This is a genomic window from Ruegeria sp. AP7 (genome assembly GCF_056539905.1).
In genome coordinates this window covers 203,408-225,979 of the sequence record NZ_JBQFVT010000005.1, presented here as the reverse complement: position 1 = coordinate 225,979, position 22,572 = coordinate 203,408, and the positions used below count along the sequence as shown (strand labels likewise).

General features: G+C 54.3%; 20 protein-coding genes. 11 read left to right on the top strand and 9 right to left on the bottom strand.

The window, feature by feature from the left end; all coding sequences use genetic code 11:
• Positions 1 to 192 precede the first annotated feature (192 nt).
• Together ACR0KN_RS12160 and ACR0KN_RS12155 are read right to left on the bottom strand one after the other, a co-directional pair.
• The gene (locus tag ACR0KN_RS12160) at positions 193 to 1,515 is read right to left on the bottom strand and encodes a UDP-glucose dehydrogenase family protein (protein ID WP_010441586.1); all 1,323 of its coding nucleotides are present in this window, start codon (positions 1,513 to 1,515) and stop codon (positions 193 to 195) included.
• A gap of 319 nt (positions 1,516 to 1,834) precedes the next feature.
• Positions 1,835 to 2,752, bottom strand: coding sequence for a LysR substrate-binding domain-containing protein (locus ACR0KN_RS12155; RefSeq protein WP_480653799.1), 918 nt, complete (start codon positions 2,750 to 2,752; stop codon positions 1,835 to 1,837).
• Between the two features lie 189 nt (positions 2,753 to 2,941).
• Here ACR0KN_RS12155 and ACR0KN_RS12150 point away from each other — a divergent pair, with 189 nt between their 5' ends.
• Genes ACR0KN_RS12150 through ACR0KN_RS12135 form a run of 4 tightly spaced genes read left to right on the top strand, consistent with a single transcriptional unit; the run spans position 2,942 to position 9,255 of the window.
• Positions 2,942 to 5,395, top strand: a complete 2,454-nt coding sequence (locus ACR0KN_RS12150; RefSeq protein ID WP_170544003.1) for a GcvT family protein — start codon at positions 2,942 to 2,944, stop codon at positions 5,393 to 5,395.
• A 15-nt stretch (positions 5,396 to 5,410) separates the two neighbouring features.
• Positions 5,411 to 6,931, top strand: a complete 1,521-nt coding sequence (locus ACR0KN_RS12145) for a trimethylamine methyltransferase family protein (RefSeq protein ID WP_170544005.1) — start codon at positions 5,411 to 5,413, stop codon at positions 6,929 to 6,931.
• Between the two features lie 60 nt (positions 6,932 to 6,991).
• On the top strand, positions 6,992 to 8,005 hold the full coding sequence (locus ACR0KN_RS12140; protein ID WP_480653796.1) for an Ldh family oxidoreductase: 1,014 nt from the start codon (positions 6,992 to 6,994) through the stop codon (positions 8,003 to 8,005).
• Between the two features lie 11 nt (positions 8,006 to 8,016).
• Positions 8,017 to 9,255 carry an NAD(P)/FAD-dependent oxidoreductase gene (locus ACR0KN_RS12135; protein ID WP_480653794.1) on the top strand — a complete coding sequence of 413 codons (1,239 nt, stop codon included), beginning with the start codon at positions 8,017 to 8,019 and terminating at the stop codon, positions 9,253 to 9,255.
• Here ACR0KN_RS12135 and ACR0KN_RS12130 read toward each other — a convergent pair.
• Genes ACR0KN_RS12130 through ACR0KN_RS12120 form a run of 3 tightly spaced genes read right to left on the bottom strand, consistent with a single transcriptional unit; the run spans position 9,236 to position 11,814 of the window.
• A complete protein-coding gene (locus tag ACR0KN_RS12130; RefSeq protein WP_480653792.1) occupies positions 9,236 to 10,624 on the bottom strand; it encodes an MATE family efflux transporter in 1,389 nt (462 codons plus the stop codon). The two genes, ACR0KN_RS12135 and ACR0KN_RS12130, sit on opposite strands and share 20 nt — an antisense overlap.
• A 12-nt stretch (positions 10,625 to 10,636) precedes the next feature.
• Positions 10,637 to 11,224: a helix-turn-helix domain-containing protein gene (locus ACR0KN_RS12125; protein ID WP_010441577.1), complete on the bottom strand. Its 588-nt coding sequence runs from the start codon at positions 11,222 to 11,224 to the stop codon at positions 10,637 to 10,639.
• An 11-nt stretch (positions 11,225 to 11,235) separates the two neighbouring features.
• A complete protein-coding gene (locus ACR0KN_RS12120) occupies positions 11,236 to 11,814 on the bottom strand; it encodes a carboxymuconolactone decarboxylase family protein (RefSeq protein WP_480455438.1) in 579 nt (192 codons plus the stop codon).
• Between the two features lie 317 nt (positions 11,815 to 12,131).
• On the opposite strand from ACR0KN_RS12120, the gene ACR0KN_RS12115 reads away from it, so the two are divergent.
• From ACR0KN_RS12115 to ACR0KN_RS12100, 4 genes are read left to right on the top strand one after another with little or no spacing between them, the layout of a single operon-like run.
• Positions 12,132 to 12,878, top strand: coding sequence for an amino acid ABC transporter ATP-binding protein (locus ACR0KN_RS12115; protein ID WP_311201795.1), 747 nt, complete (start codon positions 12,132 to 12,134; stop codon positions 12,876 to 12,878).
• 1 nt (position 12,879) lies between these two features.
• Positions 12,880 to 13,722 (top strand): amino acid ABC transporter permease, encoded by an 843-nt coding sequence (locus ACR0KN_RS12110; protein WP_170780493.1) that lies wholly within the window; start codon positions 12,880 to 12,882, stop codon positions 13,720 to 13,722.
• 36 nt (positions 13,723 to 13,758) lie between these two features.
• Positions 13,759 to 14,592 (top strand): transporter substrate-binding domain-containing protein, encoded by an 834-nt coding sequence (locus ACR0KN_RS12105; protein ID WP_010441573.1) that lies wholly within the window; start codon positions 13,759 to 13,761, stop codon positions 14,590 to 14,592.
• A 54-nt stretch (positions 14,593 to 14,646) separates the two neighbouring features.
• Positions 14,647 to 15,528, top strand: a complete 882-nt coding sequence (locus ACR0KN_RS12100) for an amino acid ABC transporter permease (RefSeq protein WP_170475251.1) — start codon at positions 14,647 to 14,649, stop codon at positions 15,526 to 15,528.
• Between the two features lie 7 nt (positions 15,529 to 15,535).
• On the opposite strand, the gene ACR0KN_RS12095 is transcribed toward ACR0KN_RS12100, so the two are convergent.
• The 3 genes from ACR0KN_RS12095 to ACR0KN_RS12085 all read right to left on the bottom strand — a co-directional run bounded on the left by ACR0KN_RS12095 (position 15,536) and on the right by ACR0KN_RS12085 (position 18,040).
• Entirely contained in the window at positions 15,536 to 15,853 is a 318-nt protein-coding gene (locus ACR0KN_RS12095) for a non-heme iron oxygenase ferredoxin subunit (protein ID WP_480653789.1), read from the bottom strand.
• Positions 15,854 to 15,856: 3 nt separating this feature from the next.
• The gene (locus ACR0KN_RS12090) at positions 15,857 to 16,801 is read right to left on the bottom strand and encodes a fatty acid desaturase family protein (RefSeq protein ID WP_480653787.1); all 945 of its coding nucleotides are present in this window, start codon (positions 16,799 to 16,801) and stop codon (positions 15,857 to 15,859) included.
• Between the two features lie 153 nt (positions 16,802 to 16,954).
• Positions 16,955 to 18,040 (bottom strand): hypothetical protein, encoded by a 1,086-nt coding sequence (locus tag ACR0KN_RS12085; RefSeq protein ID WP_480653785.1) that lies wholly within the window; start codon positions 18,038 to 18,040, stop codon positions 16,955 to 16,957.
• A gap of 95 nt (positions 18,041 to 18,135) precedes the next feature.
• Between ACR0KN_RS12085 and ACR0KN_RS12080 the strand changes: the two genes are divergently transcribed.
• Entirely contained in the window at positions 18,136 to 19,065 is a 930-nt protein-coding gene (locus tag ACR0KN_RS12080; protein ID WP_480653783.1) for a LysR substrate-binding domain-containing protein, read from the top strand.
• Between the two features lie 95 nt (positions 19,066 to 19,160).
• Positions 19,161 to 20,210, top strand: a complete 1,050-nt coding sequence (locus ACR0KN_RS12075) for an aromatic ring-hydroxylating dioxygenase subunit alpha (RefSeq protein ID WP_480653781.1) — start codon at positions 19,161 to 19,163, stop codon at positions 20,208 to 20,210.
• Between the two features lie 35 nt (positions 20,211 to 20,245).
• Here ACR0KN_RS12075 and ACR0KN_RS12070 read toward each other — a convergent pair whose 3' ends face one another.
• Positions 20,246 to 21,034: a phytanoyl-CoA dioxygenase family protein gene (locus ACR0KN_RS12070; protein ID WP_480653779.1), complete on the bottom strand. Its 789-nt coding sequence runs from the start codon at positions 21,032 to 21,034 to the stop codon at positions 20,246 to 20,248.
• A 286-nt stretch (positions 21,035 to 21,320) separates the two neighbouring features.
• Between ACR0KN_RS12070 and ACR0KN_RS12065 the strand changes: the two genes are divergently transcribed.
• Positions 21,321 to 22,571, top strand: a complete 1,251-nt coding sequence (locus tag ACR0KN_RS12065) for an FAD-dependent oxidoreductase (protein WP_480653777.1) — start codon at positions 21,321 to 21,323, stop codon at positions 22,569 to 22,571.
• Position 22,572 lies beyond the last annotated feature (1 nt).

The following is a 22,572-nucleotide window of genomic DNA, read 5'->3' as shown; positions in this document are numbered from 1 at the left end:
GGAATGGCTCTGTGACCTCAGGCGGCCATTGCAACGGGCTTTCCGTTCGCGATTGTTCTGGCGCTGACTTGCGTGTCGATCTTTATCGGCCTGACGAATAAACGACGCCGTCGCTAGGGTGTAATAAAAATTTGCCCGGCTAAATGCCGGGCAATTTTCATTGTTAGGTATAAAATTACATCTCGTGGCTGGTCACATCTGTGTGTGATCGCCAACTCCGACGCCGACATAGGTCTCAAACCCTGAGCCTAACACCAACGCGGAAGAGTAGATGTTGCGCAGATCAACCATGCGGGCCGATTTCATAGTTTCTGCCAGGTCATTCAGATTCAAGGCACGGAATTCGTTCCACTCTGTCAGCAAAACAACAACATCAGCTTCTGCGGCCGCAGCATAAGGATCATCCAACCATTCGACACCCGGCAGCAGCGCCTCGCCTTCGGCACGACCTTGCGGATCAACCACGCGCACACGGGCACCGCCACCAATTAGGGCCGGAACGATCGTCAGAGACGGTGCATCGCGCATGTCGTCAGTGTTGGGTTTGAAGGTCACACCCAGCACCGCAACCGTTTTGCCGTTGAAGTTGTCGTCGCAGGCTTCCCGGATCTTTTCGATCATCCGCTTCTTGACCTCGTCATTGACGCGGATGACGGTTTCGGTGATCTGCATTGGATGCGCGTGATCCTGCCCGATCCGTGCAAGTGCAGCGGTATCTTTCGGGAAACAAGAGCCACCATAGCCGGGCCCGGCGTGCAGGAATTTGTTGCCAATCCGTCCATCAAGACCGATGCCACGTGCGACCTCCTTAACATCGCCGCCGGCACGTTCACACAGCCCCGCAATTTCGTTGATGAAGGTGATTTTTGTCGCCAGAAATGCGTTTGCGGCGTATTTGATCATCTCGGCACTTTCCAGATCGGTGGTCAGGATCGGGAAATCCCGCAGATAGAGTGGGCGATATATTTCCGCCATAACCTCTGCCGCGCGTTCGCTTTCGACGCCTACAACAACACGGTCAGGGCGCATAAAATCATCGATTGCTGCACCTTCGCGCAAGAATTCTGGGTTCGAAGCTACATCAAAACTCGCCTTGGGATTGGCAGCTGATACGACTGCATGAACCTTGCGATTGGTACCAACCGGGACAGTCGATTTGGTGACTACGACCGTATATTCAGTTATAGCTTGCGCGATCTCTTCGGCGGCAGCCATCACATAAGTCAGGTCAGCATGTCCATCGCCGCGTCGAGTTGGCGTTCCGACTGCGATGAACACAGCGTCTGCTCCATCGACCGCTGACGCTAAGTCAGTGGTGAATGTCAGACGGCCTGCAGACACATTCTTGGCCATAAGTACATCGAGGCCCGGTTCATAAATCGGCACCTCGCCGGCCTGAAGCATTTCGATCTTGCGCTCAGATTTATCAACGCAAACAACGTCGTGCCCGAAATCTGAAAAGCAAACTCCGGACACCAGGCCGACATATCCGGTACCAATCATAGCAATACGCACTAATCAAATTCCTTCTTTTTCCCGCCAGCGGTGCGCTTCCGGTTGGAACCACACACTTAACCATTGCTCAGCACATGGGCGCAGTACCGATATTGGTGTCCGGAACATTTCACCGGGATGCAACTCTTTGCGACGGAATATGCCTTTTAGGGGGGAATGTTCAAGTGAGTTTGTTTACTCTGACGGTCGCGCCTAAACCATTGAATAAGAGCATTGGTTGTTTGTCCGGTGAAGAATGACTGATAAGTGACAATAGGTTTTTGCTGCTGCCAATATAAGGTTAGAGCGACCGACAACGATACGTGATCGCTCAAAACAATCAGGGCATCGAGAAATCGCTCGGATCGCGGTGTTCTTGAATCGCCTCACCCAACCATTTGAATACGAGCTTTGCGCGGTCGGATGAGGTGTTGTGCAGTTTAACGTAAAAATCCAGTTGTGACGAAATGGTCTGCGGCAACAACTTAACGAGTTTGCCGGATGCGATTAGCTCCGAAGTCAAGCCCTCCCATCCCAAAACTGCCCCCATATCGTCCTGAGCGGCTTGAAGCGCAATCGTGTAATTGTTGACGCGATGGGCGGAGTTCAAAGGGCCCTCATACCCCAGTTTTTGTGTCCACGCGCGCCAGTCAGTCCATCCGGTATCCGGGGCATCGAGATGAATGAGTGGAAGCCCCGCGATTTCGTCGACCCGCTCAATCGGGTTTTGTTCTGCAAACCGGGGGCTGCACAAGGCCATGATGTTGTCATGAAACAGAGTCTTGAAAATACCTGTTTCACGGCTGGAATCTCCGTAATGGATGCTCAAATCACACTTCGAAGAGTCGACGCCCAGATCTGTTACAACCTGTGTAACGGAAACATGTCCGTGTTGTTTCCAGAATTGGGCAAGGCGTGGCGTGAGCCAGAGTGAGCTTACCGCTGTTGTCGAGCGGATCGTCACTCCTTTTTTGTCGTATTGGCGCCGCAATTGCCCAAGGGCCTCGCTGATCCCTTCTAGGCTGCGTTGCAGTGAGACAAGTAGGTATGCCCCACTTTCAGTCAGTTCAACACCGCGATGATGGCGCACAAACAACCCGCATTGCAGTTCGTTCTCGAGCGCTTTGACCTGATGGCTGATCGCGGCCGGGGTGACGTTGAGTTCTTCAGCCGCCGTCTTGAAGCTGACATGCCGGGCGGCTGCTTCGAAGCTGATCAGCGAACTAAGAGGTGGTAGATCGTAGGGACGGTTGGGCAAGATGTTTTGACCTGTGGTGGATCGATTGCCTGATAAATTAAAGGAGATAGTCTGGCTATTGATTTAACTGATCTAATGCAGAGTGAATCTTTTTGCAATTGTCGGCCAGCAGTTCCCGATGAAAATGCTCCCCAACCGGTTTGCAATGCGATCCCTTGTTGGTCGTGCACAGTTTGAAGGAGTTGCGGAATGCAGTCACATGCAAAAGTCGTGGTTGTCGGAGGAGGTTGCGTAGGGGCGTCGATCCTTTACGGGCTGACCGAACATGGCTGCACAGATGCGGTCATGCTGGAACGTACAACACTAACCTCCGGCTCGACCTGGCATGCAGCGGGTCTGTTGGTGACCTTCGTGCGGTCGCACAATGTGTCGAAGATGACGATGGAAACCATCCGCATCTATACTGAGGTTGAAGAAAAGATGGGCAGCTCGGTCGGGTTGCGGAAGGTTGGTCAGCTGCGGGTCGCCAATACTGAAAAGCGCTGGGACGAGTTCCAGTCTTATATCTCGATTGCCGAGGCGGCTGGCGTACCTTGCAAGCTGCTGACCCCTGAAGAGATTGCCGAAGTCCATCCGTTGCTAAACCAGAGCCCGGACATTCGGGGTGGTATCCTGCATACCGAAGACGGGTACGTGAATCCGGCCGATATCACCATGGCGCTCGCCAAGCTGGCACGCGATGCAGGTGCCAAGGTTTACCAGAACACCGAGGCTCAGGCCTATGAAAAGCTGGACAACGGCCATTGGAAAGTGACCACCAGCCAGGGTGAAATAACCTGTGAACATCTGATCTTCGCCACTGGCAACTATGCCCGCGAAAACGCACGCCGCGTGGGGTTGGATCTGCCCTGTATTCCGATCGTTCACCAGTATTGGACCACCGAGACCGTACCGCTGCTGAAAGAGCGCCGGGCGGAGGGCTTGCCAGAATTCCCGATCCTGCGGGATGAAGATTACGGCGCTTATATGCGCGAAGATGTGGGCGGCATCCAGTTCGGGCCCTATGAATTCACCAAAGACCTCAAGCTATTTGCCGAAGACCGCGTGCCACCGGAATTTGGTGCTGATCTACTGCCCGAGGATTTCGACGCCGTGGAAACTCAGTGGGAACGCGCGATTGAAAGGGTGCCCACACTGGGCGAGGTTGGGATCAAAGCCAACACCCGCGGTCCATTTCAGATGACACCGGACGAGCTGCCTTTGGCCGGTCCGGCGCCGGGACATGAGAACCTCTGGCTGGCCGAAGGCATGCCCGGTGGCATTCTGTGGGGCGGGACGGTTGGCAACCGTCTGGCCAAGTGGATCGTCGATGGCGATCCGGGCATGGATATGTCGGAACTCGATCCGCGCAGGTTCTCGGATTATGCCTCCAAGCGCTGGACCATGGATAAGGTGCGCGAGACATGGGGCACCCATATGGATGCGCATGTGCCGGGCGAGGACTTCCCCGATGCGCGTCCTATGAAGACCGTCGGGTCATATGATCTGCTGACCGCACAAGGAGCAGTCTGGACCAGCTTCAATGGCTACGAATTCCCGCGCTGGTTCGCCAAATCACCCGAAGAAGCGATCCCCGAACACAGCTTCCGTCGCACCAATCATATGGAGCGGGTTCAGGAAGAGGTGCGAACTACACGTGAAGAAGCTGGTTTCATCGAAATGTCTCCGATGGCCAAATTCACCGTTCGCGGACCGGGGGCTGCACAGTGGTTAGACAGCATCATGGCCAACAAACTGCCAAAAGTGGGCCGCATGACCCTGTCGCTGATGCTGAACGACAAGGGCGGCATGGATGCGGAATACACCATCGTGCGCTATGCCGACGACGATTTCTACCTGATCTCAACACCGAACTGGCGGGCCTATAACTGGGACCAACTACAGCGCGCGCTGCCGCGCGACGGGTCTGTCGTGATCGAGGATATCTCAGAGCAGCTGGGCGTGATCGCACTAGCCGGGCCCAAGGCACGCGAAATCTTACAGCCGCTGACGGACAATGATCTGTCAAATGAAGCCTTCCCGTGGCTCTCGGCGCAGATGGGTGAGGTGGGCTATGCCAAAGGTGTGCACCTGCTGCGTGTCTCGTATACCGGAGAGCTTGGATGGGAACTGCATCACCCGGTTGGGTATAATCGCCACCTCGTTGATCTGCTGCTGAAGACCGGCGTGAAACCCTTCGGTCTTGAGGCGCTGGAATCGATGCGACTTGAGAAATCCTATCGCGCCATCAATCGCGAGATTTGCAAGGACCTGACACCCTATGAGGCCGATCTGGGCCGTTTCGTGGCGATGACAGAAAAGATCGGCGGGCAGGTGGCCGAACGTGACTTCATCGGCAAAGCCGCGCTGCAGAAGCAGCAGGCCGATGGCGGATACAACACGCTGGTCACACTGAAGCTGCCGTTCTGCGATACCTCGGTGATGTTCGACGAAGGCGTCTATGCCGATGGTAAGTTGATCGGGCGGGTCACCTCGGGCGGGTTCTCGTATTACTGCAACCACGACATTGCGATGGCACTGGTGCCACAGGACATGACGGCACCCGGCGCCAAAATGCAGGTGCTTATCCACAATGAAATGCGCGAGGCCGAAGTGATCGATACCTGCGCCGTTGATCCCACCAGCGCCCGCGCGCGCGCCTGATCCGGAGGAATTGAGATGGCAGAAGTCAAAGCACGCTCGGGCCGTGGCGGCGGACGTGCCGCGCGGGTCAAGGCTCGCACCAACCCGCCCCCCGTCTACCTGTCGACGCTCAACCGCAAGGTGGGACCAATTGATCTGCTTGGCCCCGAAGGCGTTGAGAAGATTCACAACGCCGCAATGACGATCCTTGAGACAACAGGCATTGAATTCCGTGACCCCGTCGCCTTAGCCGACTGGAAGAAGTACGGTGCGGATGTGCAGGGTGAACGGGTGCGTATCGGGCGCGAGATGCTGATGGACCTGATCTCGGCCGTTCCCCCAGAGTGGGGCTATGCCGCACGCAACCCGGAACGCTCGCTTCGGGTGGGCAATCAGCATTCGGTCTTTGCCAACGCTTATGGTGCGCCGTTTGTCTACGGTCTGGATGGCGTGCGCCGCCCTTCGATGCTTGAGGATGCACATAATTTCTTCAAGCTCAGCCAAATGAGCCAGTCGATGATGGTGCCGGGTATTTTGCCGGTTGAGCCGCAGGATGTGCCCGTCCCGCAACGCCATCTAGAGTTGGTTCATGCCGCACTGACCTTGACGGACAAACCGATCAAAGGTTCGGTGCTGTCGGAACAGGCGGCACTGGATTCGGTTGAGATGACTCGCATCGTGTTTGGTGAGGAATTTGTCGACAACAATGTGGTAATGGCGGCCCTACTGAACTGCAACACACCGCTCGTCTGGGATGAGACCATGTTGCAAAGCTTGCGCGTCTATGCCGCTGCCAACCAGCCCTGCCTGCTGTCGCCCTTTGTCCTTGCCGGGGCAAGCACACCTGCCAGCCCGCAGGGCGGTGTCGCGCTGCTGATCGCCGAATCGCTGGCGGGAATGGCTTACAGCCAAATCATCCGGCGCGGAGCACCTATGGTATTGGGCGTCGCGATCATGGGCGTTTCGATGAAGACAGGCGCACCGATGATGGGGTCCCCGGAGCCCGGTTTGATGAACCTTTTGGTGGGTCAGATGGCGCGGTTCTACGGTGTGCCGTGGCGAACCTGCACCATGTGGACCGGATCGAAATCCCCGGATATGCAGGCTGCGTTCGACACCGCCAACACCATGTGGCCGGTACTGCTGGGCGGTGCAAACTACATCGTACACTCGGCAGGCTTTCTTGAGGGCGCGCTTGGGGTCAGCTATTCGAAATGGGTGCAGGACGCATTGCAGTTGGAAAACTTCCACCGTTTCTTCAGCGGCCTGCAAGAGGAAAATCTGGACGCTTTGCTGGGCGATATCGAAAACATCGGACCCGGCGGACATTTCCTAGGCACCGACCACACGCGTGAGAACCCCATGCACATGAACCACTTGCAAAACAATGACAGTTTTGAACAGTGGGAAGCTGAGGGCTCGAAAACCGCCGAAGTCGTTGGTACGGAAGAGGCGCAGCGTATGCTAAACACCTATGTGCGGCCGCCAATGCCGGATGATCAGCGCGGTGCGTTGGATGAGTTCGTCGCCAAAAAGCGGTTGGAATACAGCGCTTGATTAATCTGGAAAGCGGGCGCTAACGTGCCCGGTTCATAACCCAAGGACAGGATCACGCACATGACCGATGACTCGACGACAACGCTCTCACTCGACGAGGTAAGGGAGTTGGCCAGGTCTGTGTTTGTGGCTGCGGGAGTGGATGAGCACGGTACCGCAGTATTGGCCGATCTTGTTCGAATGAGCGAACGAGACGGGCCACGAAGCCATGGCTTACGAATGTTGCCTGTTTATGCGCAGAGCTTTGCTTCGGGCTACGCCAACCCCGCCGCCAACCCGAGCGTTGAACGTATCGCTCCGGGTGTTTTACGAGGGGATGGCGACAATGGTTATTACCAGATCGTGGCCGCCAAAGCGCGGAACGAGCTTATTGAGATGGCGCGCGAGAACGGGATTGCGGCATTCAGTTGTGCCAATTGCCACCATTTGGGGGCGTTACGGTTCGATACCGGTCCGTTAGCTGAGGCTGGACTGGTCGCGCTAGGTGTCGTGAACTCGCTTTCCATGGTGGTGCCACAAGGGGGCGTTCGCCCGGTTTTTGGCACCAATCCGATGTCTTTTGCCTGCCCTCGACCTGGGGGTGAGCCGGTCGTCTGGGATCAGGCATCGTCCATGGTGGCACTTATGGATATTCGCATGGCAGCTGCGGAAGGGCATGATTTACCACGTCCTGCAGGGCTTGATCCAGAGGGACAACCGACACGTGACCCCAACGCCATACTGGAAACCCGCAGTTTGTTGCCATTTGGTGAACACAAGGGAGCAGCGATTGCATTCCTGATCGAGGTCCTCGGTGCAGCACTGGCTGGCGGAACCTTGTCCGTCGATAACGCCAAGCGCGAAGCGCACGGGGCGTTAAATATCAAAGGCGGCAACACGCTGATCGCAATTGATCCGGCGCGGTTTGGCAACGAAGCGTTTGGAGAATATGTCCAGCGCATTTGCGGCGAGATTGAAGGTAATGGCGATGCACGCGTCCCCGGAGATGGAAGGTTGAAGAATCGCGCTGCTGCCGAAGCGGATGGAGTTCGTGTCACTGCCGAATTGATGGCACAACTGCGCGAACTTCAGTAGAGGCCGCACGAATGTCTCGGGTCGTTGTAATCGGTGGCGGTGTTGTCGGAATTTCCTGTGCTTTAAAACTGCAGTCGCAGGGGCACTCTGTCACGGTCGTTGAACCCGGACCGGTGGGTGAGGGGGCAAGCTGGGCCTCCTGCGGCTGTATCGCGGTTGGCGAGATCGTACCTTTGTCGCAGCCGGGGATGCTGATGAAAGTGCCGGGTTGGTTGCTGGATTCCGAGGCCCCGCTTTCTTTGAGGCCAGCCTCGGCATTGAAGCTGATGCCTTGGTTTGTGCGGTTCACAGCCAATGCGCGGCGTTCGAAGATGCGGGCGATTACCGCCGATCTGGCACGTCTCACCTTTGCTGCCACTGATGATTTCAAAGCGCAGCTCGCAGATGTTGGTCACCCAGAGCTTTTGGTTGAGCGACCAGTGATCAAGCTGTTTGATGATGACAATGACCTTGCGACCATGCGCGCAGCCTTTGATCTCGCGCGTGAGTTCGGGTGCACCATCGACCAGGTATCAGGCCATGAAGCGCATGAGATGGACCCCGCTATTGCGCCCGATTTCAAATATGCAGCGCTGTTACGGGATTGGAGCTTTGTGACAGATCCAAAACTGTTGGTCGAAATACTGATGCAGAGCTTCACCCAACGGGGCGGGGAGATTGTCTCGAATGCAGCGGTCGACTTTACGCGTGATGGTCAACATATCCAAAACGTGCATACCGGCGACGGGCGCACGCTAAGCGCGGATGAGTTTGTAGTTGCCGCAGGCACGCATTCGCGCGTTTTGGCTAAGAAGTTGAATATTCCACTGCGCATGGAGGGTGTCATGGGATACTCAACTGCTTTGCACGACAGTCGAATCGATCTGCGCCACACGGTGTTTTACGCAAAGGGCGGGTTTGGCATCACGCCTTATGAGGATGCGCTGGCCGTGGCAGGCACCGCAGAGTTTGCGGACTTGAATGCGCAGCCCGATTGGAACCGGGCCGATGTACTGGTCAAACGTGCGCACCGCGTATTGCCGGGGTTGAGGACTGAGAAATTTGAGCGCCGCATGGGTCGTCGCCCTTTTACGCCTGATACACGCCCGATCATTGGCCGCAGCAGGCGTCTGACCAATGTCACTTTTGCTACGGGCCACGGGCAACTGGGTCTGACATTGGGAGCGACGACGGCGCGACTTGTTGCAGATGTAATCGCTGGCAGGGTACCGAGCATCGATATACAGGCCTTCAGCCCGGATCGGTTCTAAAACTAAGCCAGAGCCCGCCCAATTCCTTATGGGCGACGTAAGATGCCACCAAAAGCCCGATCATCCATCCAGTGATCACGGCACAGGCGGTTCCAAACCAGACACCGATTTCGTTGAAGCCGAGAACGCCGATAAAAATCCAGACAAAAAAGGCGACGCCAAATCCCTGACGATAGAGGCTAATCCATACTGTCCAGATTGGGCGTTTTAACGCCTGCAGCAGCGAGTTGATTGAAAACAGCATCATATAGAATGGAAGGATCAGGCTATCGACACGCAGATAGCTGAGCCCCACGCGAATAACTTCGGGATCTTCAGTAAAGAGACCCAGCAGAGACCGGCCAAATATCCACAGGATAGGGGCCGCAATAGCGGTCATGACCAGCCCGACTTTCCAACAATAAAACAGGGCTTCGCGCACCCTTTCATAGTCCCGTGCCCCGAAATTCTGAGACGCGATGGGAAGCAGCGCACCAGTGACCCCGAGCACAGGCAATAGTAGAATCTGCTCCAACCTAATAGCGACACCGAAGCCCGCAATCGCGTGCTCGCCGAAGATTTTCAACGCGAACTGCACGACGAAACCTGATAGAAGCATCACGATGAACGATGTGGCCGTTGGAAGGACTTGAACTGAGATTTCCTTGAACTTTTGCAGGCGCGGAATGAAATTTCTTGCCCGCATGCGCCTCATTCTTCGGCGTCTGAGCACCTGGCGGATCATGAACACCATCACACCGGTTTGGCTGATTACCGTAGAAATGGCGAGGCCATCGAACCCGATGCCGGTGATCACGCCCGGGATACCAAAAATCAACAACGGATTGAGACCAATATTGGCAAAAAACGCAACGATAAGAGCGCGTTGCATCGAAACCGCGTCCCCATGTGCTTGAAGAATTCCGTTGCATCCAAAGGCCAAAAGGAACCCGGGCAGGGCCAGTAATAGCCAGTAGAAATAGCGTAATCCCGCTTCGCGATATGGTCCCGGTTCCGAAACCAATTGAATAAGTGCCGGGCCGTACCAAAGCCCTGCCAATGCCAAAACTCCGGCTGCGATGAAACCGTAGATCATCCCTTGAGCTGCAAACCGCCGTGCCGCGCGATTATCACCGGCACCCAAGGCATTACCGACGAGCGCGCTCATTGCTGCGCCCAATCCAACTCCGACCGAGATTGCGATGAAGAATGCCTGAAAACCCAATGCCAGGCCTGCTTGCGCACTGGTCGAAAGGAGCCCCGCAAAGAACATATCTACGACGTTGTAGAGCGTGTTGAACAGCATCCCAATTGCCGCTGGGATGGCTAAGGTTCGAAAATGGGCTGAGATCGGCCCGCGTGTCAGATCAATATCAGTTGGGGCAGCCATCTCAGTAAGCCCCTAAGGGCGCTCAGCTTGAACGGTGAGGAAGACGAACTCGGGCGTCAGAACCTCTTCAAAGCCGTGGTTCAATTCCGCATCAACACTAATACTATCCCCGGCTGAAAGCGTGAACCTTGCTTCGCCATAGCGATAGACTGCCTGCCCTTCGAGGACCTGAACAAACACAACGCCGTGCCCGACATAGGTGGGCGGTTGTCCCTCATCCCTTAACAGCGTTACGCGACGGGCCTGGAATCGCAGGTCTTTCCGAGAGTGCAATGCAAGGTTGACATATTCATGCGAATGTCCACCGGCCAAGCGAGTGGACTTCAACCCTTCGCCATGGCGCACGAGGGTATAGTCGGTGTGATCAGTTCTTGCTTCGCGAAACAGTGAAACGATGGGGACTTCTAGTGCTTCCGCCAATGCCGCAAGAGTGTCAATCGAAGGTGAAACCAGCCCATTTTCGATACGGCTGACCATCGCAGCCGAAATACCCGATTGTTCGGCAAGCCGGCGGGCGGATTGCTTCCGGCTTTGACGCAGCTCCCTCAGAGAGGCGCCAATGGCACGGTCAATCTGTCTTCCCGGCGTGTCAACTTGCATGAAACGTCCCGTCAATCTTCGCCGTAGTAGCCTACGACGTCTCCTTTTGTTGTGACACCCAGACCATTCAGCAACCGATTGGCATAATTGAAATATCCCACGATTTGATTGATTTCGAGGATCTCACCGTCTTCCCAGCCAGCATCTTTCAAGGCGTCTACATCCGATTCTTCCATGGTGCCCGGCGACAGCGTCAGCTTCTCAGCATAGCTCAACGCGGCCAGATGGGCGCCCTCGAACGCATCCTGAGGGCGATGCGCCATAAGCGCAGCCTCAATTGAGTCGGCGCGTGCGTCGTCACCGATCAGATGACGGGCGTTTGCCCAGTGGTTGGCATAGGAGTAAGGGCACGTGTTCAGCGTGGAAACGTAGGAGCTTATGACTTCCTGAAACCACATAGGCACTGAATTGGCGTCATCATGAAGGCAGGCGCGATACAAAATGACGTGCCCTTTCATGGTGTTGGGACGTAGCGAATGGACACGCATCACGTTGTCCACTGTCCCATGCGGTGTACGCGCTAAATCAAGGGTATTCTTCAAATGTTCGTCGGCATCTTCGTCAGATATCATCCGAATCCAGGCAGACATTCATTCGTCCTTCTATAGTTTATTTTCGTATTTCGAGGCGGCGACAGAGCGCCCGTTGAGTTTTTTTATTGACGAATATTGCACATTAAGCAACCATATTGATTAGCGCGCAACAGATTTGAGGATTCTGAAGCTTTGCCAGATTGCTCCGCTTTGCCAAATTCAAAGCTGCAGATGTCTTGTGCCAACAGGCATGACGACGGATCGCGGTTGATCAAATGCGCGCAAAGTCGAAATGCGCCTGGTTTGTTGACGGGCTATACTCGCAACCTCAAAGGTCAGCTATTGCGTCTGACCCGGATATCGACAGGTTCGGCATGACTCAGCCCTCCCCCATGATAGAAGTGACCAATCTTGATAAGTATTATGGCACTTTCCATGCACTCAAGAATATCGATCTGACTGTTCATCAGGGTGAAAAGGTTGTGATCTGCGGCCCGTCTGGGTCGGGAAAATCCACGCTGATCCGTTGTTTCAACGGGTTGGAATGGCATAACTCTGGACGTCTCGTGATTGATGGCATCGAAGTTTACAAAGACGCAAAAGAAATACGTGAGTTGCGGCAAGAAGTCGGAATGGTGTTTCAGCAGTTTAACCTGTTTCCGCATTTGACCGTGCTTGAAAACCTGATGATCGGGCCGATGAAGGTGCGAAAGATTTCCAAAGCTCAGGCCGAGGAAACCGCACGCAATTATCTTGATCGTGTTCACATTCCCGAGCAGGCCGACAAGTATCCGGCGCAATTGTCGGGTGGGCAACAACAGCGCGTTGCCATCGCGCGGTCCTTGTGCATGGAAACCCGGATCATGCTGTTTGATGAGCCGACCTCTGCGCTTGATCCAGAGATGATTAATGAAGTGCTGGATGTGATGGTGGAACTTGCCGATACCGGTATGACCATGGTTGTTGTCACCCATGAGATGGGGTTTGCCCGTAAGGTCGCTGACACTATGGTCTTCATGGAGGCCGGGCAGATCGTGGAAATTTCACCTCCAGAACAGTTCTTTACCAACCCGTCCAGCGAACGCTGTCGCCTGTTCCTGAACCAGATATTGGAGCACTGACGTGACCGATCTGGGCATATCACGGGGAAAAGGGCAGTCTTTGCCGAAACCGCCCTTCTATAAGCGGTTCTTTGGCTCGGTGTTTGTCTCGGTCGCGATTTATGCAATCATCGTTGGGCTAATTGCCTATGGCTCGTACGTTGGTGCTCAGGGAATGGGGTATAACTGGCAATGGTACCGGGTGCCGCAGTTCCTATACCGCAACACAGAAATCGGCTTTGAGTGGGGTGAGATACCCATAGGGTTGGTCGCAACGATCAAATTGTCTGTCATTTCTTTCCTGTTGGCCACTGCTATTGGACTCCTGGTCGCGTTGCTGCGTCTATCCGGCCTGGTAATTGGTACGGCTGTAGCAGTTGGCTTCCTTGAACTTATCCGAAACATTCCTCTGCTGGTTCTGCTTTATCTGTTCTACTACGTGCTGGGTCCGATCTTTGGTTTTGACCGGTATACCGCCAGTATTCTGACCTTGGCGGTGTTTCATTCGGCGCTGATATCCGAAATTCTGCGGGCTGGGATTAATGCCATCCCAACTGGTCAGTGGGAGGCGGCTAAATCCATCGGGATGACCCCCTATCAGACCTATCGTTACATCATCCTTCCGCAATCTGTTCGGTTTATGTTGCCGCCGATGACGGGCGAGGTTGTTCACCTAATCAAATCCTCGGCCATTGTCAGCGTCATTGCCGTCGCCGAGCTGACCACCTTCGGACGCAACATCATATCCGACACTTACATGAGTTTTGAAATCTGGTTCACCATCGCACTGGTCTATCTGGTGGTGACCCTGATCCTGTCGATCGGCGTAAGTTATCTGGAGAAGAAATATGCCGTCGACCAATAACCACATGAACTTAACCGGACAACAAGGAGAACCAAGATGAAGCTATCTCGCAGAATGCTCGGGGTTGCCCTGGGCGCGGTCGTGGCAACTGGCATGGCGACCTCAAGCTGGGCGCAAAGCGCAACTCAGGAACTGTCCAGCGAAAGTGTAATTGAAACGATCAAACAGGATGGGGTGATCCGGATTGGCCTATCGCTGTTCGTGCCTTGGTCGATGCGTGACAAGAACGGCGATCTGATCGGGTTCGAACTGGATGTTGGCAGAAAATTGGCCGAAGACATGGGCGTTGAGGTCGAGTTTGTTCCAACTGCCTGGGATGGCATTATCCCGGCCCTTGTGTCTGGTAATTTCGACGTGATCATCTCGGGCATGTCGGTGACTGCACAGCGGAACCTGACGATCAACTTCACCGACCCATATGCCTATTCTGGCTTGGCCATTCTGGCCAACAAAGAGTTGACTGCAGGCATGGCGCGAGAAGACTTGAACTCATCTGACGTTACCTTTGCTGCGCGTCGTGGCGCAACGCCGGCAACCGTGATTGCCAAGGCATTCCCTGAGGCTAATCTGCTGTTGTTTGATGAAGATGGCGCATCGACTCAGGAAGTGCTGAATGGCAACGCCCACGCCACAATGGCATCGCAGCCAACGCCCAACCGCGAGGCGGGGCGCAATCCGGAAACACTGGTTGTGCTTGAAGGTGAGCTGTTTGATCCACGAGGTGAGGCGTTTGGGATGCGCAAAGGAGATCCCGACGCGATGAACTTCTTTAACAACTGGATTGCACAGAATTGGCGGTCCGGCTGGCTGGAAGAGCGCCACAATTACTGGTTTGCCACTGAAGAGTGGGCCGACCAGGTCGCCCAATAACCACTCTGACTGGGGGCGGACCCACCGCCCCTGGTCCTTATGCGGAGCGCTTTGGTGCAGGAATTCCTTAGAAAACTCAGATGGCCTGACTATGTGATCGTGGCAGTTTTGATAACCTTCTTTGGGTATATCTGGCTGTCGATCGAAGGTACGCTGAATTACAAATGGCGTTGGGAACTGATCCCAAGCTATATTGTTGGCTGGCATTCCGGGCGCGAAGAGTATTTTGCAAATCTGCTGCTGCAGGGTTTAGCAGCGACGGTTCGCATCAGCATCTATTCGGGTATTCTGGCGCTCATTCTTGGTACAATTCTGGGAATTGCACGCTGTTCGGCCAATCTGACCATACGCATGCTTGCGCGGACCTATCTTGAGTTTTTGCGTAATGTTCCCCCCGTCGTCGTTGTCTTCATCTTTTTCTTTTTCCTATCTCAACAACTGATCGATGCGCTGAACCTTGAACGTTGGGCGCGCGGTATTGCACGGCAGGAAAACAACCAGATCTGGACCTTCTTCTTCGGCGAAATGCGTCGCTTTCCTTCGCTTGTTTCAGGGGTGATCGTTCTGGCCCTGTTTGAAAGTGCGTTTGTCGGCGAAATCGTGCGTGCCGGAATTCAGTCGATCCCGAAGGGTCAGCGCGAGGCGGCACGCTCGATCGGGATGAGCCGTATGCAAGAGCTGCGCTACGTTGTGCTGCCGCAGGCGATGAAAAAGGTTGTGCCCCCGCTAGCCAACCAGTTCATTTCATTGATCAAGGACAGCTCGATCCTGTCGCTGATCTCGGTGCAGGAACTAACCTACAAAACCGTCGAACTGGTCGCCTCGTCCCGGATGATCTTCGAGGCGTGGATTACAACAGCGGCGTTCTATTTTGTTGTCTGCTTTGGTCTCAGCCGCATCTTTGCGCGGCTCGAGAAGCGATCTGAAAAGCGTTAGGTTCAGGTCACATTCGGACCTGAACCATCCCGTCTTGCACCCGTGTTTCGAATACGCGCATCGCGCGGGTTGCCGGTGCTGAAACGGGCTTGCCGTCCCGGACATCGAATGCGCCCTGATGTAATGGGCATTCGATCACGTGGCCGTCAAAATAACCGTCGCATAGATCGGCCCCACCATGGTTACACAAAGCCAGTGAGGCGTAGACACCACTGGGTGTATCGTAAACGGCAATCAAACGAGGCCCGATTTCCACGCGCGTGACCCAGTTCTGCTCTAGTTTTGAAACTTCGATCACATCGCGCCAGGGTTTTTCTGTTTTCATCACTCAGGCCCTTGCATTCCGCTGCATGATCTGACGCAGAATGTCGCGATGCGCGGCCAGGTACCCGCCTTTTTCGACGAAGATATGATCCTTTAGCTTTTCATGCAGGCGGGGCAGAGCGTGGAAAGGGACCGAGGCGACATAGTGATGCTCGGCGTGATAGTTCATGTTCCAGCACAAAAAGGACATCGGTTTTGACACCAGATTGGTACGGGTGTTTTCTGACATCTGCGCCACGGTGGGCCGCCCGACATGTTCTGTCATGCGCACAAAGCGCATCACCGGCTCACCCAGAAACAGTGGTATGATCCAGTACCAGATCAAGCCCCACCAACCGGTGACCGCCATTACCAGCAATATCGTCGCGTAAATGGCCAACATCCGGCGCGCGTCCCAATAGACCGATTGATGTTCTTCTTTGGGAATAAATCGCAGTTCAACGTCGCTGAGTTTGCCATAGGCATGCCGGAACAGTTCAGTGAATTTGCCGCGCCAGTAGGGTAGGGCAGATAAATACAGAAAATACTGACCAAGTGTTTTCGGAAGCGGGATCAATTCGGGATCTTCTCCGGTCAGTTGGGTATAGGTGTGATGGTCACAATGCTCGTACCGAAAGAACCGGTGTGGCAGGATGATAATCAGGCCGCAAATCTGCCCGACCAGATCGTTCAGCCAGCGGGTACGAAACACCGTGTAGTGGACACACTCATGTTGTAGTGAGAAATGGTGAACCAGGACGACGCCCTGCAGAAACATCGCGGGCCAGATCAGCCAACTGTTCCAAGCCAGGGTGATCAGAGTTGTGGTGCAGGTCAGTACCAAAATCCAAAGTGCAAGATGACGCAATCCAGGCGCGTTCGAGCGTTGCATGAATCCTTTGAGTTCTTCGCGCGTCAGTTTTCCTTCGGCCAGTGCCTGAGTCAGCGGCGTGACGATAGCTTTTGACATGTGATTTCCATGAGTTTGCCGGAGCGGGGGTCTTGCCCTCTACGCATATACCGGCACCGGAGACGGGAGTGCTCCGCACCATAGGACCAACTCGATCAGGTCCTATTAACAAGATTATTTCGACAGGTGATGATTCGATCAAGCCGCGATTGATCAACTCGCGACCCTTAATCCGATATCAGGGTCGGGATATTCGAACAGGCTTGCGGCACAAGGGTATTGATCCAGAATGGTTTGCCCGTTGGGCAACCGATCCGCATGAAAAACGCCGTTGTTCCAGTAGGTCACGCCGTCAATCTCGATTGTCGGGTCGATGACATTCCAGCTGATTTCACCGGGCGCGTAGGCCCCGCAGGTGTGGAAGTGCAGGATGCGCGGGTTGCCAAAGGCAGACCCGCCCCAGCGTTCGTAGTTGTCGCGCATGTCCCAAGGATAACCACAGCCTGGGTGAATGCCTGCATGCCAGGAATGAACGAAGCTACGGTCGATACCTAAATCTCCTGCGACCCGGTCATAATGTGCTTCGGCTTTGAACGCATTGGCAGGGTCGCCTTCGAAACGCAGCAACCGCCCGTTCTCCATTATTGCAAAGACCGGGCGGTCGAATTCAATCGTATAGTCGTCATAGTATTTCGAACCTGTTCCCGTCAGAAAACTGATAGCTACGCGACCTGAGAAACTGTAAGCCGGAACAGGGGTAAAGACGGACATTGGAAAGCGCAGAATCGAGGTGTCACCTGTTGGTTTCAGGTTCATAATCGGTCGGCCACGAACATCAGTGCCCAGCGGGCAGGCCAGGCGTACCTCAGTCGATGAGTCCAGCACTGCGTTGATATCGGCCTTAAGATCCATGAACGCATCGTGGTGGCCATTAGAAAAGCCCGAGCCCAGCATCTCTTTGGACAATGCAAAGCTGACAATAATCTTCTTGCCCTGCGGCATATCCGAAAACCGCAACTGATCCCCAAGCCGGGCAAGGAACAGAATAATGTCGGCTTCTTCGAACCGTGCCATAAGATCAGGTGTCAGATGCGGATTGTCGGGGTTAAAGCCGACATCGACGGTATCGACGGTCATTCCCAGATTATGGGCTACTCGGCTCACGACATCTACGCATTCGGCATCGAAGTACCCAAACTCAGGTGGCTCATATGCAATCAACAACTTGTCGCCCGTAGATGCGCGGGCGCAGTTGATCAGCAGATTTTGAGCGCCCCGCTCCGGCGTCATATCAGACATCGACACATCCTGATTGCTTAGTATCTCAGATTTACGATCCGATGCGGGAGCTAATCCATTTGAAAGTATTAATGGCTCACATTAGGGTCACTAATATGATCTTGAACCTGCCCTATTCTGCATTGCGTGCCTTCGAGGCGGTTGTGCGCCATTCTGGATTTTCTCCTGCTGCCGACGAGTTAGGGGTCAGTCAGAGCGCGGTTAGTCAGCATGTCAGGACACTGGAAGAGTGGTTGGGCAGGGATTTACTCGTGCGCGGTGCGCGGCAATCGCGTCCAACCCGGGAAGGCGAACAACTAGCGCTGGCTATTGCAGAAGGATTGGGACGCATATCAGAAGTGTGCGCCCAATTGCGGGACCGCACACGCTCGGATCGAACAATAGTCATCTCATGTCTGCCCGGATTTGCTTTTAACTGGTTGTTTCCAAGGCTACTGCACTTCGATCTGGCACATCCTGACCTTTCAATATCAATTGCGACCGACACCGGTTACCACCCGTTCTCCGGAGCGGATTCAGATATCGGTATCCGATACGGGCTTGGAGAATATCCGGGGTTGGAAGTTGATTTGTTGATGCGGGAAAGGCTGTTTCCGGTTTGCGCCCCTTCACTTGCCTCATCGCTGACAAGCATACAGGATTTGGCGCAACACACCTTGCTTGTTGATGAAAACCTCCATCACGGCACATCCAGCCCTACTTGGGAATTCTGGGCACGGCAGAGTGGCTTGACCATGCCTTCATCGCCGCGGACACGCCGATTGGGGCAGTCAAATATGGTCATTCAAGCCGCTATCGAAGGGTTGGGCGTAGCGTTAGGCCGCGAGCCATTGGTCATTGATGCACTATGTGATGGCAGGCTGGTTCGTCCGTTTTCGGAAATGACCTTGTCGCCTTTATCATATTGGCTTGTGCGACGCCCAGAGACAAAGGATAGCCAGAAGGTCAACGAGTTTCTGAACTGGATAAAAGCCGAAGCAGCATCTCAGCCAGACTTGCCACCGCTTGCGCCAAATTCGAATTAGCCCACCTTATATCTTTTATTACCAATCCGGCATGGCGTATTGCCAATCGAATGCCATAATGCCCCTAGCTACCGGATCGATAAGGAGAGCAGCCCATGTATCTCAGGAATTGTTGGTATGTCGCCGCCTGGAGCAAGGATATCGGCCGTGAGCTGAAAGCGGAAACCTATCTGGGTGAAAATGTTGTGCTTTATCGACAGCAAGATGGCACTCCGGTCGCGTTGGAAGATGCTTGCCCACACCGTAAGCTGCCGTTGTCGAAAGGGAATCTGATAGGAGACATCGTAGAATGCGGCTATCACGGATTGACCTTCGATTGCTCGGGGAAATGCACGGATAGCCCGACACAGCGCGGGATGACGCCCCGCCGCGCGGTCGTGAAATCCTATCCGGTTGTTGATCGCTATCGCCTGCTTTGGATTTGGATGGGCGATCCCGAGTTGGCCAACCTTGATCTGATTTTCCCTATCGAGAACTTTGACAACCCAACCTGGGGCATGACCGATGGCGGCGTGATGGACATCGATTGCCACTACCTTTGGGTCTGTGACAACCTGCTTGATCCCAGCCATGTGGCCTGGGTTCACGTCTCTTCATTTGCAGGGGCCGGAACGGATGAAGAGCCCCTGAATGTTGAAAAAACCGATCGAGGCGTGATCGTTTCTCGCTGGATTGAGAATAAGCCGCCGTCGCCTTACTACTCCAAACTGGTCGCATTTGAAGGCGAATGTGATCGCCTGCAGCATTATGAGATGTGCCTCCCGGCGATCGGATTGAACAAATCCATCTATACGCCAGTCGGCACCGGCGGCTATGACATAGATCCGGTCGAGCAGACCTTTATCAATATTTCGTACAACTTCATGACACCGATAAACGAAGATGAAACCAGATATTTCTGGTTCCAGCATCGTAATTCTGACCCTGACAATGCAGAGGTTTCGAAATTCATGAACGATGGTGCCCGGATGGCGTTTATTGAGGATAAAGAAGTATTGGAAGAGGTGCACAAGGGCATGAAGAACGCAAAGACGCCTCATATCGATCTGGGTCTGGATGCCGGGGCAAAGATTTATCGGCGCGTTTTGGATCGGGCAATTGAAGCTGAAACAACGGTAACCGAAAGCGCGCTAAAGCAAGCCTGATTTCTGGTTCGGGGCCGGATCGCCGGCCCCGTATCTTAGGCAGTTTCATAGATGATTGGAAACCGGCCCCCTGCAAAGGGTGCGCCGGGTTTCAAACTATCGTCATGTAGCCATTCTGTAACCGAATCCCGAGGTTCATAGGTCGCGCCGTCAACTGCAAATCGTATTGCGTATCCGCGCCTGCGACGTGTCGAAGTCCGATTGCCCATAGCCGAATGTACGGTCATTCCGTCAAAGGCGAGTGCGTCGCCAGGTTTCATGTTTTCAAAGTGGAAGATGTCATATTGGGCACGGTCGGCCTCAAAATCCGGCATGTCTATGTAATCCGGATTATCTTCTTCCAGATAGTGCAGGAAACCGCCTTGCTGATCGGTTTTGAAAGGCCGGTATTTTGCGCCCCATGCATGTGATCCACGCACAAATTCCAGTGCTCCATTGTCGGGGTCAACCGGGTCAAGCGCGATCCACATCGTCATGATCGGTCCTGCCACGGGCCAATAGGGCTGATCCGTGTGCCATCCGGTTTGAGTCCGCGTTCCCGGCTCTTTTACGAAAATCTGGTCATAGATTAACGATGTCCATGGACTGCCCGATACCTCAGCTACGCGTTGTCCGATATCCGATGTCAGGCAATAGTCCTGAAAAGTGCCGGGGTTTTCACGCATGTTTTTATACGCAAAGTATCGGTCACCTTTTGTGACTTCGGTATCAACTGCATCCTGCAATTTGCTTAGCCAGTCGTCTGACAGGATACTTTTTAACAATACGACGCCGTCGCGCGCGTAGGATTCCTGCACGTCCTTAAGTTCATTTGGCTTGGTCATCTGATCCATCCATTTAGTTTCCACTCCGTTTCCGGGCGGGTTCGTAAATTGGCGCGAAGCGCCGCGATCCACGTGGTGTCAGTAAGATGGAGAACTGCGGCAATTGATGATGAAACAAGGCCACCGCGACCGGGCAGACCATTTGCCAGCGAGGTTCCGGTGAAACTGTTTAATGCGGAAGTTCATGACTCACCGTACAACAATTTGGTTAAACGGCCAATAGTTTTGCGTAATGGTAAAATAATTTATTGACCGTACATTTCTTGTGGTCAATATTGGGATCACCATGCAAAAATATTCTGTGTTCTCGCTCGCCCGGAATGCACTTTCAGGGCACCGAAACTGGTCGCGGGCTTGGCGTTTCCCCCCGCTCAAAGACCAGTATGAGGTTGTTGTGATCGGTGCTGGGGGGCACGGTCTTGCGACCGCCTATTATCTCGCCAAAGAATTCGACATCACAGACGTCGCTGTGGTTGAAAAAGGTTGGCTGGGTGGTGGCAATATCGCTCGTAATACGGTGACCATCCGTTCCAATTACATGCGGGACGAGTCGATCCCCTTCTACGTCAAATCCGTTGCCATGTATGAGGGTCTGACGCACGAACTGAACTTCAACATGATGCATTCGAAGCGCACCATGGTGGATGTTGTGCAAACCTGGCCCAAGTTGCGCGAGCTCAGGCGACGGCAACTGGCGATGGATATTTACGGATCGACCTACGAACAGATATCGGAGAACGAACTGCGAAGAAGAATTCCAGCGCTGACCGGGGGCGGCCCGGATGCGCGTTTGCCTGTAATTTGCGGGATGGTGCATACGGATGCTGGCGTGAACAGGCATGATGCAGTGGCGTGGGGATATGCGCGCGCGGCTGATGCGCTTGGGGTCGAGATACACCAGCAAACCGCAGTTCAATCTCTGATCTGCGGGGCTGATGGCCATATCAGCGGTGTCGAAACCAATCGCGGTACGATTCGTGCCAAGAAAGTTGTTGTCGCCGTCTCAGGCCATACCACAACGTTGACCGAAACCGTCGGGCTGAAGCTACCTTTGCGCACGATGAACCTGACGGCATTTGTGTCCGAGCCGGTGAAACCATTAGTGGACGTCATAGTGAACTGCCCTGACAGCGGGTTCTATTTTAGCCAATCCGACAAGGGCGAGATGGTGATCGGTGGTGCACCGGATATGGGTCAGAGTTTCCGACGCGATATTAAGCAGAACGTGTTCGAAGACACGGTAACCGCGATGCTTTCCCTGTTCCCGTCGTTCAAGAAACTCAAACTTATGCGGCAATGGGGCGGGCATCTGGACATTGCTCACGATGCCTCACCCATTATGGATCAGACAGATTTGCCCGGTTTGTTTGTGACAGCCGGTTGGTGGGGCGGATACAAGGCCATCCCCGCAGGTGGGTTGACGCTTGCCCATCTGGTGGCCAAGGGCGAGCCTCATCCACTGATGTCTTCATTTACGCTCAACCGGTTTCGCCATCTGGATTTTGTGATGGAAGCCGGGACAACGACGGCGCGTTAGG

Coding starts and splice junctions, on each gene's coding strand:
- ACR0KN_RS12080 (WP_480653783.1), top strand. CDS start 18,136: ATGATCTTGAACCTGCCCTATTCTGCATTGCGTGCCTTCGAGGCGGTT.
- ACR0KN_RS12145 (WP_170544005.1), top strand. CDS start 5,411: ATGGCAGAAGTCAAAGCACGCTCGGGCCGTGGCGGCGGACGTGCCGCG.
- ACR0KN_RS12070 (WP_480653779.1), bottom strand. CDS start 21,034: ATGACCAAGCCAAATGAACTTAAGGACGTGCAGGAATCCTACGCGCGC.
- ACR0KN_RS12115 (WP_311201795.1), top strand. CDS start 12,132: ATGACTCAGCCCTCCCCCATGATAGAAGTGACCAATCTTGATAAGTAT.
- ACR0KN_RS12150 (WP_170544003.1), top strand. CDS start 2,942: ATGCAGTCACATGCAAAAGTCGTGGTTGTCGGAGGAGGTTGCGTAGGG.
- ACR0KN_RS12125 (WP_010441577.1), bottom strand. CDS start 11,224: ATGCAAGTTGACACGCCGGGAAGACAGATTGACCGTGCCATTGGCGCC.
- ACR0KN_RS12065 (WP_480653777.1), top strand. CDS start 21,321: ATGCAAAAATATTCTGTGTTCTCGCTCGCCCGGAATGCACTTTCAGGG.
- ACR0KN_RS12130 (WP_480653792.1), bottom strand. CDS start 10,624: ATGGCTGCCCCAACTGATATTGATCTGACACGCGGGCCGATCTCAGCC.
- ACR0KN_RS12105 (WP_010441573.1), top strand. CDS start 13,759: ATGAAGCTATCTCGCAGAATGCTCGGGGTTGCCCTGGGCGCGGTCGTG.
- ACR0KN_RS12075 (WP_480653781.1), top strand. CDS start 19,161: ATGTATCTCAGGAATTGTTGGTATGTCGCCGCCTGGAGCAAGGATATC.
- ACR0KN_RS12120 (WP_480455438.1), bottom strand. CDS start 11,814: ATGTCTGCCTGGATTCGGATGATATCTGACGAAGATGCCGACGAACAT.
- ACR0KN_RS12085 (WP_480653785.1), bottom strand. CDS start 18,040: ATGTCTGATATGACGCCGGAGCGGGGCGCTCAAAATCTGCTGATCAAC.
- ACR0KN_RS12135 (WP_480653794.1), top strand. CDS start 8,017: ATGTCTCGGGTCGTTGTAATCGGTGGCGGTGTTGTCGGAATTTCCTGT.
- ACR0KN_RS12095 (WP_480653789.1), bottom strand. CDS start 15,853: ATGAAAACAGAAAAACCCTGGCGCGATGTGATCGAAGTTTCAAAACTA.
- ACR0KN_RS12140 (WP_480653796.1), top strand. CDS start 6,992: ATGACCGATGACTCGACGACAACGCTCTCACTCGACGAGGTAAGGGAG.
- ACR0KN_RS12090 (WP_480653787.1), bottom strand. CDS start 16,801: ATGTCAAAAGCTATCGTCACGCCGCTGACTCAGGCACTGGCCGAAGGA.